The 12488-nt window shown below is 61.9% G+C and carries 12 protein-coding genes and 2 pseudogenes; 6 read left to right on the plus strand and 8 right to left on the minus strand.

What is annotated here, in order from left to right; translation table 11 throughout:
• Positions 1-34: 34 nt before the first annotated feature.
• The 6 genes from bchY (at position 35) to pufM (ending at position 5398) form a co-directional block, all read left to right on the plus strand.
• Entirely contained in the window at positions 35-1483 is a 1449-nt protein-coding gene (bchY, locus tag AC0L39_RS12655) for a chlorophyllide a reductase subunit Y (RefSeq protein ID WP_473262379.1), read from the plus strand.
• On the plus strand, positions 1480-2949 hold the full coding sequence (gene bchZ, locus AC0L39_RS12660; protein ID WP_473258380.1) for a chlorophyllide a reductase subunit Z: 1470 nt from the start codon (positions 1480-1482) through the stop codon (positions 2947-2949). The genes bchY and bchZ overlap by 4 nt, the downstream gene beginning before the upstream one ends.
• A 141-nt stretch (positions 2950-3090) precedes the next feature.
• Positions 3091-3252, plus strand: a complete 162-nt coding sequence (gene pufB, locus AC0L39_RS12665; protein WP_473258383.1) for a light-harvesting antenna LH1, beta subunit — start codon at positions 3091-3093, stop codon at positions 3250-3252.
• 89 nt (positions 3253-3341) lie between these two features.
• Positions 3342-3536, plus strand: coding sequence for a light-harvesting antenna LH1, alpha subunit (gene pufA, locus AC0L39_RS12670; protein ID WP_473258385.1), 195 nt, complete (start codon positions 3342-3344; stop codon positions 3534-3536).
• 100 nt (positions 3537-3636) lie between these two features.
• Entirely contained in the window at positions 3637-4473 is an 837-nt protein-coding gene (pufL, locus tag AC0L39_RS12675; RefSeq protein WP_473258386.1) for a photosynthetic reaction center subunit L, read from the plus strand.
• Between the two features lies 1 nt (position 4474).
• A complete protein-coding gene (gene pufM, locus AC0L39_RS12680) occupies positions 4475-5398 on the plus strand; it encodes a photosynthetic reaction center subunit M (protein WP_473258388.1) in 924 nt (307 codons plus the stop codon).
• 128 nt (positions 5399-5526) lie between these two features.
• On the opposite strand, the gene AC0L39_RS12685 is transcribed toward pufM, so the two are convergent.
• The 8 genes and pseudogenes from AC0L39_RS12685 to AC0L39_RS12720 form a co-directional block, all read right to left on the minus strand.
• A complete protein-coding gene (locus AC0L39_RS12685) occupies positions 5527-5781 on the minus strand; it encodes a hypothetical protein (protein WP_473258390.1) in 255 nt (84 codons plus the stop codon).
• Between the two features lie 21 nt (positions 5782-5802).
• Entirely contained in the window at positions 5803-6267 is a 465-nt protein-coding gene (locus AC0L39_RS12690; protein ID WP_473258391.1) for a TspO/MBR family protein, read from the minus strand.
• Between the two features lie 28 nt (positions 6268-6295).
• Positions 6296-7494 (minus strand): annotated as a pseudogene (locus AC0L39_RS12695) (geranylgeranyl diphosphate reductase).
• Positions 7491-8399, minus strand: coding sequence for an MFS transporter (locus tag AC0L39_RS12700; protein WP_473258392.1), 909 nt, complete (start codon positions 8397-8399; stop codon positions 7491-7493). The pseudogene AC0L39_RS12695 and the gene AC0L39_RS12700 overlap by 4 nt, the downstream one beginning before the upstream one ends.
• 82 nt (positions 8400-8481) lie before the next feature.
• Positions 8482-8877: pseudogene (locus AC0L39_RS12705) on the minus strand (PucC family protein); the annotation flags it as partial.
• Positions 8877-9779 carry a chlorophyll synthase ChlG gene (gene chlG, locus AC0L39_RS12710; RefSeq protein WP_473258393.1) on the minus strand — a complete coding sequence of 301 codons (903 nt, stop codon included), beginning with the start codon at positions 9777-9779 and terminating at the stop codon, positions 8877-8879. The pseudogene AC0L39_RS12705 and the gene chlG, both read right to left, overlap by 1 nt.
• 216 nt (positions 9780-9995) lie before the next feature.
• The gene (gene ppsR, locus AC0L39_RS12715; RefSeq protein WP_473258394.1) at positions 9996-11426 is read right to left on the minus strand and encodes a transcriptional regulator PpsR; all 1431 of its coding nucleotides are present in this window, start codon (positions 11424-11426) and stop codon (positions 9996-9998) included.
• Between the two features lie 13 nt (positions 11427-11439).
• Entirely contained in the window at positions 11440-12351 is a 912-nt protein-coding gene (locus tag AC0L39_RS12720) for a cobalamin B12-binding domain-containing protein (protein ID WP_473258395.1), read from the minus strand.
• Positions 12352-12488: the final 137 nt, after the last annotated feature.

Consider the following 12488-nt stretch of genomic DNA (forward strand, 5'->3'; position numbering starts at 1 on the left):
GGGCGGTGACGGCTGTCACGGCGGCAAGGACAAGATGCTCGAAGCCGCGCGCGCTGCGGGCAAGAGCGAAGTTCTCGATCAATATGCCGCCGATTACCCGGTAGATCCCGAAAGGGGCCCGCACGATCAGCCTCAAAGCATGTGCCCAGCCTTCGGGTCGCTCCGAGTGGGCCTGCGTATGAAACGCACTGCGACCGTCCTTTCCGGCAGTGCCTGCTGCGTTTACGGCCTGACCTTCACCTCGCATTTCTACGGTGCGCGGCGCACGGTCGGCTACGTCCCCTTTTCCTCCGAAACGCTCGTAACCGGCAAGCTGTTCGAGGATATCAAGGAAGCGGTCGAAGACCTCGCCGATCCTGAGAATTATGACGCGATTGTTGTCACGAATCTGTGCGTACCGACCGCCAGCGGCGTGCCGCTGCGGCTGCTGAAAAAGCAGATCAACGGCGTGCGCATCATCGGTATCGACGTGCCGGGCTTCGGCATCCCGACCCATGCAGAGGCGAAGGACGTCCTTGCCGGGGCAATGCTCAACTATGCCCGCACCGAGGTCGAAGAAGGCCCGGTCGCCGCTCCGAAAGAACGCTCCGACAAGCCGACCGTCGCGCTGCTGGGCGAAATGTTCCCGGCAGATCCGGTGGTTATCGGGCAGATGCTCGAACCGCTCGGCCTTGCCGCTGGCCCGGTCGTGCCGACGCGCGAATGGCGCGAGCTGTACTCCGCGCTCGATTGCTCGATCGCTGCGGCCATACACCCGTTCTACACTGCGAGCGTCCGCGAATTCAAAGCTGCCGGGCGTCCCGTGATCGGTTCGGCCCCGGTAGGCATCGACGGCACGGCAGCCTGGCTGCAATCGATCAGGGACGAACTCGGATTGCCGCAGGACAAGGTCGATGCGGTCAAGGACGCAATGACCGGCGCAATCAAGGGCGCGCTCGCCGCCAATCCAATCAAGGGCCGCGTGACCGTTTCGGGCTACGAAGGGTCCGAATTGCTGGTCGCCCGCCTGCTGATCGAAAGCGGCGCGGAGGTGCCATATGTCGGCACGGCCTGCCCCGCGACGCAGTGGTCTGACCATGACCGCGAATGGCTGGAGGCGATGGGCGTGCGCGTGAATTACCGCGCCAGCCTCGAAGACGATATCGCGGCGGTCGAGGAATTCCGCCCCGACCTCGCCATCGGCACCACTCCGGTTGTGCAGCACGCCAAGGCCAAGGCGATCCCGGCGCTGTATTTCACAAACCTCATTTCCGCCCGCCCGCTGATGGGCCCGGCAGGCGCGGGCAGCCTGGCAACTGTCATCAATGGCGCGATGGGCAACAAGGAGCGCTTCGACAAGATGCGCGACTTCTTCGAAGGTGTCGGGACCGAACACGCTGCTGGCGTGTGGGAAGAAACGCCGATCGACCGTCCGAAATTCCGCAAGAAGTATGCGGCACTGAACGAAGCGGCGCGCAAGGCGTCCGAGGCGGTGGGCACATGAGCCTCGTCCTCGATCACGATCGCGCAGGCGGATATTGGGGTGCGACCTACGTCTTCACCGCTGTCAAAGGCCTTCAGGTCATCATTGACGGACCCGTCGGGTGCGAGAATTTGCCGGTGACATCGGTGCTGCATTATACCGACGCCCTGCCCCCGCATGAGCTTCCCATTGTCGTCACCGGACTTGGCGAGGAAGAACTCGGCAAGACCGGCACCGAAGGCGCGATGAAACGCGCATGGCAGGCGCTTGACCCTGAACTGCCCGCCGTGGTCGTGACCGGTTCGATCGCCGAAATGATCGGCGGCGGCGTGACGCCCGAAGGGACTAATATCAAGCGCTTCCTGCCGCGCACCATTGACGAGGATCAATGGGAAAGCGCCGACCGCGCGCTGACATGGCTGTGGACCGAATTCGGCCCCAAGAAATCGCCCAAGCCCAAAGCGCGCAAGGACGGTGAAAAGCCGCGCGTCAACATCATCGGCCCCAGCTACGGCATGTTCAACATGCCATCGGATCTCGCGGAGATTCGCCGCCTGGTCGAAGGGATCGGCGCAGAGGTTGGCGTGGTCTTCCCGCTTGGCTGCCACCTTGCCGATATCCGCCAGCTCGGCACGGCCGACGCGAATGTCTGCATGTACCGCGAGTTTGGCCGGAACCTGTGCGAAACGCTCGAGCGCCCGTATTTCCAGGCACCGCTCGGCCTGTCATCGACCACCAAGTTCCTGCGCGCTCTGGGCGAGGAACTCGGCCTCGATCCGGAACCCTTTATCGAGCGCGAGAAGCACACCACTATCAAGCCGCTGTGGGATCTGTGGCGCTCGGTCACGCAGGATTTCTTCGGCACGGCCAATTTCGGCATCGTTGCGAACGCAACCTATGCGCGCGGCATCCGTCACTTCCTCGAAGAGGATATGGGCCTGCCCTGCGCGTTCGCCTATTCCCGCGAAGCCGGCGTCAAGCCGAAGAACGAAGACGTGCGCGCATCGATCCATGCCGCACCACCGATGGTGCTGTTCGGCAGTTATAACGAACGGATGTACCTGGCGGAGTGCCCCAGCGGCTTCGGTCCGACGAGCACCTTCATCCCCGCCAGCTTTCCCGGCGCAGCAATTCGCCGTCACACCGGCACCCCCTTCATGGGCTATTCCGGCGCCACGTATCTCGTGCAGGAAGTGTGCAATGCGCTGTTCGATGCGCTGTTCCACATCCTGCCGCTGGGCACGGACATGGACAAGGCCGAGGCGACCCCTGCCCGCAGGCAGACCGAGGTTTCATGGGAAGACGCCGCCAAGACCAAGCTCGACAGGCTGGTCGAGGCGCAGCCGGTCCTCATCCGCATTTCCGCTGCCAAGCGCCTTCGCGATGCAGCCGAGCATACCGCGCGCCAGCGCGGACAGAGCGCAGTCACGCCCGATTGCCTCGACAACGAATTTTCTGGGGCGCAGCTAGAAGGGGAAACCGCATGACGCATCATGCAGTCGCCTTCGCTGTGCCCGGCATCCAGATTGCCCTGAAAACGGGCACACCAAATCCACGTGGGGGATCACGCGGGGATGCCGACGGGGGCTTCGGCCTCCACTCCAACCAACTGATACGGAGACTTGATTATGGTTGATCCGACACCTGGTGAGCGCATTGGCACTCACCTGACGCCTGAAGAGGCCAAGGAAATCCACAAGGGTTTCATGGGAACGTTTACCCTTTACGTGGGCATCGCAATCGTTGCGCACGCACTGGTATGGTTTGACAAGCCTTGGTTCCCGATCTGATCCACACAGTATGATCAGCCAATCCGCGGAGTTCGAACTTCGGGGGTTTGGCCGAGACTTACGACTGCAAATTTCAAAGGAATTTCATCATGTGGAGTATTTGGCTTCATTTCGACGTCCGCCGCGTTCTCGTGGCCCTGCACGTCGGCCTGGCTGTTCTGGCCTTTTCGATTCACTTCATCCTGCTCAGCACGGATCGCTACAACTGGCTCGATAACTCGACCACTGGCAATCCGACCGCGACGGCTGTGGTTGAAATGTCGGAAGCTCCAGCAGCAACCTGACGGTCAATTAAAGATGCGAGGGGGCAGGTTCGCCTGCCTGCCTCCTACTTCTTTTCGATAACAGATTAACACCTGCCCTCCGGGCGGGAAGGATGGACCTATGGCGCTCCTTAGTTTCGAGCGGAAATACCGCGTGCGCGGTGGAACATTGATCGGCGGTGACCTATTCGATTTCTGGGTCGGGCCGTTTTATGTCGGATTCTTTGGGGTCTTGGTGGCAATCAGCGCGGCGTTGGGAACAATGCTGATCTTTGCCGCTGCAGCCGAAGGTCCGACCTTGAACCCCTGGCTGATCGACATCAAGCCACCTGCAATTGAAAACGGACTTGCCTTCGCGCCCTTGTCAGAGGGCGGTTACTGGCAGGTCATAACAGCCTGCGCGATCGTCGCTTTTTCGTCCTGGGTACTCAGGCAAGCGGAAATCTCGCGCAAACTCGGCATGAGCCTCCACATCCCTGTGGCATTCAGCTTTGCCGTCTTCGCCTACATCACGCTGGTCGTGATCCGTCCGGTGTGGATGGGAGCCTGGGGACACGCTTTCCCCTATGGCATCTGGTCACACCTCGATTGGGTATCGAACACCGGGTACATGTACGCGAACTTCCATTACAACCCGGTGCATATGCTGGCGATCACGTTCTTCTTCACGAACTGTCTCGCACTTGCACTCCATGGCGGACTGGTGCTTTCGGCGGTCAATCCGAGCGATGGGACCGATGTCAAGACACCGGAATACGAAGACACGTATTTCCGTGATTTCATCGGCTATTCGGTCGGTACCCTCGGCATTCACCGCGTCGGCCTGTTCCTTGCTCTCAACGCAGGATTCTGGAGCGCCATCTGCATCGTGATTTCGGGAACCCTGTATGTCGGCAGCTGGCCGGAATTCTGGGATTTCTGGAGAAAGATCCCGATCTGGGAAGGAGGGCCGATCTGATATGGCTACCTATCAAAACATCTTCACACAGGTGCAGGTAAAGGGGCCGCCCGAAATGGGCGTGCCGCTGCCGGCAGGCGAAGACATCCGCATCCCTTCCACCGGTTACAATTACTGGATGGGCAAGATCGGGCAGGCGCAGTTCGGCCCGGTCTATCTGGGCACGCTGGGTGTAATCTCGCTGACGTTCGGGTTTGCCGCCTTCATGATCATCGGCCTCAATTTCTGGGCCGAGGCCGGGTGGAGCCCGCAGACGTTCATGCGCGAGCTGTTCTGGCTTTCGCTCGACCCTCCGGGACCGGAATACGGGTTCAGCCCGTTCGTACCGCTGAATGAAGGCGGCTGGTTCATCCTGACCGGCGCATTCCTCAGCATCTCGGTGCTGGCATGGTGGGCGCGGACCTATCGCCGCGCGAAAATGCTCGGCATGGGAATGCACATCCCCTGGGCGTTTGCGAGCGCGATCTGGCTGTTCGCGGTGCTTGGCTTCATCCGTCCGTTGCTGCTTGGCAGCTGGGCCGAAGCGGTGCCCTATGGCATCTTCTCGCACCTCGACTGGACGAACAACTTCTCGCTGATCCACGGCAACCTGTTCTACAATCCGTTCCACGCCCTATCGATCGTCTTCCTGTACGGATCCGCAGTGCTCTTCGCGATGCACGGCGCAACGATCCTTGCGGTGGGCCGCTATGGCGGTGAACGCGAGATCGAGCAGATCACCGACCGCGGCACGGCCTCGGAACGGGCCGGCCTGTTCTGGCGCTGGACCATGGGCTTCAACGCCACGATGGAATCGATCCACCGCTGGGCTTGGTGGTTCGCGGTGCTGACGACCTTCACCGGCGGGATCGGTATCCTGCTGACCGGCACGGTCGTCGATAACTGGTATGTGTGGGCGCAGGAGCACTATTACGCTCCGAAATAAGCGCCATCAGGAAAGGGTAGAGCCCGGATCGCTTTCGAACCAGCTCTACCCGTCGGCATCAAAAAGCCCGGCTTTGCAGAAATGCGAAGCCGGGCTTTTTCATGACCGCGCCTGAAACCGGCTGCTCTCTATGAGCGGCGATCCATACGCGTCCGCAGATCGACCAAGTGAAGCGGCAGCGAGAGCGCAAGCGGTACGGCGATCCAGTACCACGGCGCGCCCACAAGCGCAGCGCGCAGGGCCATGACGATCAGGACGGCCGGGCCGAGAAAGCCTGCGATGTCGGCCCAGCGCCAGCCGCGCAGCTTGAGCCACACGGCCTCGACCGCCAGAACGACGAGGATCAGGTCAGCCGCGTGTCCTGATTGAAAGAACCAGTTCACGGCCATCTCACCTGGCTGCGATTACCCGAACGGGCCATTGAGGTCGATCACCGCCCAGTTGAGCGCGCCGGCAATGCTCACCCAGATCAGGTAAGGCGCCAGCAGCCAGGCAGCGAGCTTGGAAAATCGCCCGCAATAGATGATGAGCGCGAGGATCGAGAGCCACAGGAACACCAGCTCGATCATGGCCCAATCGGGCCGCTGCATCCGGAAGAAAATCAGGCTCCAGGTGATGTTGAGAAAGCCATTGAGGGCGAACAGGCTGATGACCCATTGCGCACTCGCGCTATCCGGAGCTGCGCGCCAGGCGGTGATGCCCGAAACCCAGATCAGCGCGTAGATGAAGGTCCACACGATCGGAAACAGGCCGTCGGGCGGATTCCAGCTCGGCTTTGCAAGGCTTTGATACCACGGGCCGAGATCGGTGATCGTCGCACCCAGCGCCGCAACGCATCCCGCCGCGATGGTCGCGACCAGAACCGTCAAAAACAAGCTACCCTTCATGGGATGGAGCTTAGCGCGTTGCAGCCCGCATTCCCAAGAGGTGCGCGCAATCTTTCAAGAAGATTTTTACATGCGCCATCGGTTTCTTGCGCACGAGCTTCTTGTTCATATACGCCTGCCAGGTGAGCTGCTGCACGTCCTTGTCGTCGCACATCGTCACAAAGCGCTCTCGCCGCTTGTCGCTCGAATACCAGAAATATTGCATCATCCCGAGGATCCAGAACACGCGGTACCGTGCTCCTTCATGAAGCGGCTGCGTGCGCGTTTGAGCGCCTTTGCCTCGCCAGTCTTGAGGAATTCGCTGGCAGCTTCGGCAACGTAGCGCCCGCCGGTCATGGCGTAGTAAATCCCCTCGCCCGAGGCCGGCGCAACCACGCCCGCCGCATCGCCAGCGACGATAACGTCGGCTCCATTGTCCCATTTCTTGAGCGGTTTCAGCGGAATGGGAGCGCCTTCGCGGCGGACCGTTTCGCAGCGCGTCAGATCGAGTTCGTTGCGCATTTGCGAAACAGCTCCGCGCAGGGAGAAGCCTTTATTCGCGCTGCCAACGCCGACGCTGGCGGTGTCGCCGTGGGGGAAGACCCAAGCGTAGAAATCGGGCGAGAGCTTGCCTTGGTAAAAGACATCGCAGCGATTGGCGTCGAAAGCTTCGCCATCATTGGCGGGTGACTTGATGATCTCGTGATAGGCGAAGACGCATTTCACCCGCTCGGCGCCGGGGAGGCATTGTTTGGCGACCGAAGATCGCGCTCCATCTGCACCGACGATGCAGCGCGCGCGGACGCGTTCGATGGGGCCGCCGCGTTTCCGGCGAAATGTCACGAGGGGATGAGGGTTCTCATCGCGCTCGACCTTTTCGAACACCGCTGTCAGCCGTTCCGCCCCGGACATCCGGGCGCGCTCACGCAGCCATTCGTCGAACTCGTCGCGATCGACCATACCGACATAGCCGATCTCGCCCACGGGCATATCGACCGCCCGGCCCGAAGGCGCGATCATCCGGGCGCAGCGTGCACGGGCAACCAGCAGGCTTTGCGGGATATCGAAATCCTCGAGCATTCGCGGAGGGACAGCGCCGCCGCACGGCTTGATCCGCCCGCCGCGCTCCATGAGCAGCACCGAATGTCCTGCCATCGCAAGATCGGTCGCGGTGGTTGCTCCGCATGGGCCTCCGCCCACGACTACGGCGTCATAAATTGTCTCTGTCATGCGAACACCTCTCCCTCGCCTGCTCTCTTCAGGCTCGTCTCTTCAATACGTGCTGACCCAGCGCTCGCGCTTGTTGCGCGCACAGCGAGCGCAGCGGCGAGCACGAACAGCCCGGCCTCGATCGCGAATATCAGCTGAAATGCGCTGCCGTCGCTGGCGAGCGCGCCGCGCGCGGCATCGACGCCGAGTGCGCCGAGCAATCCGCCGAGGCCAAAGGCGATGGCCTGCGCCGCGCCCCATACGCCCATGCGCACGCCTTCGCGCGTTCTCGCCCCCGCTCCCGCCAGGCCCATCATCGCGCCGATCGCGGCGACCGCGAACAACCCGTTGCAAAAGCCGAGCGCAAATACATTCGCAGCAATCGGCCAGCCCGGGCCGACGATCGCGGCCATGGCAAGGCTTGCCAAAGCGAGCGCCGATCCGAGGCAGCCAAACACGATCCAGTGCCGGAGTTCGACCGGCATTCGTCCGGAAAACGCGCTGCCGCCGATCCCGGCAACGATCATTCCCGCAAGCACGCCGCCGCTTTGCATCCCGCCCAACTGGGTGGATTGGCCCGGCGTCATGCCGAAAACGAGGCCCGCGAACGGCTCCAGAATCAGGTCCTGCATGTTGAACGCCATCATCGAAACAAAGATGAAGATGGTGAAACGCCGCGCGGCTTTCTCATGGAGGATTTCGCGCAGGGCATCGCCAAAACCGGGTGCAGGCTCATCCTTGGCGGTCTCGGCAAAGGCTTGGGAGCCCAGGCCGCCGCGCGGCTCCAGGCGGAACACGGCAAGGCCCGTCACCGCGATGCAGACCAGCAGGAGCCCCGCTGCAACCATAAGCAACCGTTCGGGCGAATAGGGTTGGAGCAGCGCGCCGACCGTGATTGCGGAAATCACAATCCCGGCGACCATCATGATCCATGTCGTCGCTGCGGTACGCCGCGCGCCTCTCCGGCGCGACCCCGGACGCTAGAAGCGCCAGCGCCGACGTGCCGCTCGCGCCGACGCCGATGCCGATCAGCGTATAGGCGAACACGCCGAGAATCATGGCGAGGGTGAAATTACCGCTCATCATGACGGTTGTTTGCACCGCCAGTATCGCGCCAAGGCCGAGGACGATGATCCCGCCGACAATCCAGACGGCCCGGCTTCCGGTCCCAAGAGACGATTTGTCCGAGCCATGCCCCCACAGCGGGCGGCACAATTGAACGGCGTAATGCCAGCCGACGAGCCCGGCGGGGATTCCGGCAGCAAGGGCATATTCGACCACCATCAGCCGGTTGAGCACCGTCGTCGTCAGCATGACCATCGCACCGATCGACGCCTGCACCAGCCCGATCCTGACAATGGCGAGCCAGCCGAGGCCGGGCTGCACCTGATCGCCGCGAGCCATCAGAGGTATCCCCCCAGACCGAGTGCCGCCGCGAGCATACCCAGCACATAGAGCGTCACGCCCACGCCGTTATACCACGGCGCATATTTCTTCGGATCGCGCAGCAGACGCGGCATGGCTGCGAATTGCGCGGCGAGAACAAAACCAATGAGCACTGCCGAGAGCGCGTAACCCCACCATGCGAGCAGCGCGATCACCACGACTTGCGCCGCCGCCATAACTGAACACGCGAACCTGGCGGCCCCGCCCACGCCCATGATCACGGGCAGTGATCTGAGCCCGGTTTCCCGGTCGCCCTCCACAGCCTTGAAATCGTTGAGCGTCATGATGCCGTGCGCGCCGAGGCTGTAGAGCACCAGCACGATCAGCACTTCTGCGGACGGCAGCGTGCCGAGCATCACGGCTGCGCCTGTGAACCAGCTGAGGCCTTCATAGGTAAGGCCGACGACTGCCGGGCCGGTCCAGCCGCTCGTCTTGAAACGAAACGGCGGCGCGCTGTAGCCCCAGGCCAGCGCCAGTCCGACCAGTCCGGCAATGAACACCCAGATGCCGAGCATCCACGCGACCGCCGCTGAAACCAGCGTGCCGATCAATGCGATGTAGAGACCCCAGCGTCCGGCGATGCGGCCCGAGGGGATCGGTCGGTCCGGCTCATTGATCGCATCGACATGCCGGTCGAACCAGTCATTGACCGCTTGGCTGGTGCCGCAAACCAGCGGACCTGCCAGCAGGATACCGCCCAGCACGAACAGCCAGCGTCCATCGAGGCCGACGCCCGACGATACCGCGCCGCACATGAAGGCCCACATAGGCGGGAACCACGTGATTGGTTTCAGAAGCTGGACGACGTCCCTCAGCGCCGGAATCGGCACAGGGCGAGTCGAGACCGCAGAGCTTTCCATGGGGAGAGGCTATGCTTGACAGTCGTGTGCGTCAATTGAAATTGACACACGATTCCCACAGGGGTGAGAATTGCCCGGTCCTGCGGTAAATTCTGAGGAATTCAGGGCGTCACACCTTACACCTGGGTGTCACTTGCAATTGACGCAACAAAGCCGTTTCAGTTCGCGGCGAATGGAATGGAAATTGCGGGAATGATCGCCCGATAGCGGCTGCGATCACTCGCCCTCTTCTGGGTCGGACGGAAGATTGCCCAGGCCGTAGCGGTGCAGCTTCGAATACAGGCTCTGGCGCGACAGGCCGAGGATTTCAGCCGCCGATGCGCGGTTGTCCGAAGTGTAGGTAAGCGCCGCCTCGATGCACAGCCGCTCGATCAGGTCGGTGGATTCGCGCACGATATCCTTGAGCGACATGCGCCCGACCAGATCGGTGAGCTGCTCAACCGAACGCGGCAAATCTTCGGCCCCCGGAGGGAGATCCCGCAAGCGCCGGCCGATCGGCCTGATGACGAAGGCATAGAGCGATTCCTCGCCGCTGCTGCGCACGGCGGAAAGTTCCACCGGCTCGCCTTCGATCTCGCCCCCGGCGCGCAGCACCGTGCTGACATTGCGCGCCGAGCCGTGCTGATCGATCTGGCCTTCGATCAGGTCAAGGTCGATCCCCGGGCGGTCGATCGTCTCGGACAGGTGGCGTCCACGGATCTGGTCGACGCTCGCGGCATGGACCAGCTCGACGAAAGCGTGATTTGCGCTCACGATCTCGAGGTTGGCATTCGCCATGACAAACGCATCGGGCATCCGGTCGACGAGGTCGAGCAGCGGAGAATCGTCCTTCGCCTCATTGTCGCCGACGGGCATGAGGCGCAGCAGCAGGAATTGGCCCCGATCCTGCGTGAAGCCGGTAATCGAGGCGGTAACCGGGCGCGAACCCTTGGCCAGTTTCAATTCGACCGGCGCAACCGCATCGGACGCCATGGCAGATCCCGCAAGCGCCTGAAGCGCGTCGCGTGAACCCTTGTCCATCAGGCTCGGCAATTTCTTGCCCGACAGCGCACCTTGGCGCTGGCCGGTCATCGCATGCGCTGCCGGATTGGCCTCGCGGATACGCAAGGTCGATGCCTCGACGATGAGCACCGCCTCGGACGACGTTTCGAACAGCATCCGGTAGCGCGATTCAAGCTGGCGCATGCGCATATAGTCGCGCTCGAGCGATTGCTGGACCTGAAGCAGGCGTTGCTGAAGCTTGCCCGCATCTCGCAGATCGCGGCCAAAGGCGATGCGGTGTTCGCCGCCGTTTACACTGAGCACTGCGTAGCGAATGGGGACGTCGCCCTTGCGAGTGGGGTGGTTGACCTGGCGCCAGTGCTGGACTTCGCCGCGCCGGGCAGCGGCCAGCATTTCCATGACCTTAGGCCGGCTTTCGTCGGTGACGGTCTCGATCCAGTTGGTCCCGACCCAATCATCCAGCTCAGGGAAATCGGACGGGTCGAACGCTGCATCCAGTATCGTCCCGGCATCGTCCAGCACCAGCGTAACATCGCCCGCCACCATCGCCAGCTTCATCGCGGCGTCGGCGTCAAGCGTGTTGAACAATTCGGCGGCTTTGCCGAACGGGTGCTTGCCTTCGATACTGTGCTTACGTGTGAGCATTCATGGTCCCGGTCTAGCGCATAGATTGCGCTCGCAATGGCATTGATCGGACCAGTTTGTTGGCCTCCTCAAGCGCGGCGCGAGCGTCGGGGCCGGTCCCATCGGCTCCTACTTTCGCGACGAGCGATTGGTCGAGATTGACCATTCGCCCGCCGATCAAAATGGAAATATTCGGATTGGCTGAAACGCTGCGCATTGCTGTAATCAGATTCGAGATCGTGGCGCTAGGGAAGTCGCGAGAGATGGTCAATCCTGCGACATCGAAATGCTTTTTCGCCAGCCTGTCGAGCAGTTCGCGTCGCTCGGCCTTGGCAAACGCCTCGCTGTGCCAGCCGGCGCGCGAAAACACTTCGTCTATCATCAGCGCGCCGAAACTGTGCTGGTCTCCCGGCATTGCGGAAAACAAAGCCCGGCGCTTTTTCGCGTCTGCTCCGCCCGGTCCGGCCGGAGCGCGCGATGCGATATCGCGCATCACTTCCTGGAGCCGCCAGAGCCCCATCGTGACGTCGACAAAATCGCATTCGTCGCTTTCCCACATTTCACCGAGTCTGCGCGCCGCCGGAGCAAGCAGGTCGAGATAAACGGCTTCGACGCTGACGCCTGCATTGAGAAACTTGTCAACTTCGTCGATCAGTCCCGCCGCCTCGAGGCTCAGCGGGAGCTTTGCAAAATCACTCGCGTCGGACGGATTGATCTCGCGATCTTGCGCAACCCTGTCTCCGGATTGACCTGCGCCGTGCGCCATCAGCAGCTGCGGAATGATATCGCCTTCTATAATGGCGTTGATCGACTGGTCGGAAAAACCGGCTTTGGAATCGGACTCGAATTTGTTCGCCGATTTCCCGAAGCTCAGCGGATTTGTGATTACTTTGCGCAATGCAGCCTGGCTGGCGCCGAATACGCCCGAAGCCTTGGTGTTTGCCATCAGACCCTCCCAGTCTCCCGGTCCACAATGCCGGGAACGGCGCGGATCACGTCGCCGCTGGTGGATCGAAAATTATCCGACCTGTCCACCGCCAGCGACTCACACCTACGCGCTTTTGTCTGATTGAGCAATCGGTG

The sequence above is a fragment of the Erythrobacter sp. K21-9 genome (genome assembly GCF_055808355.1).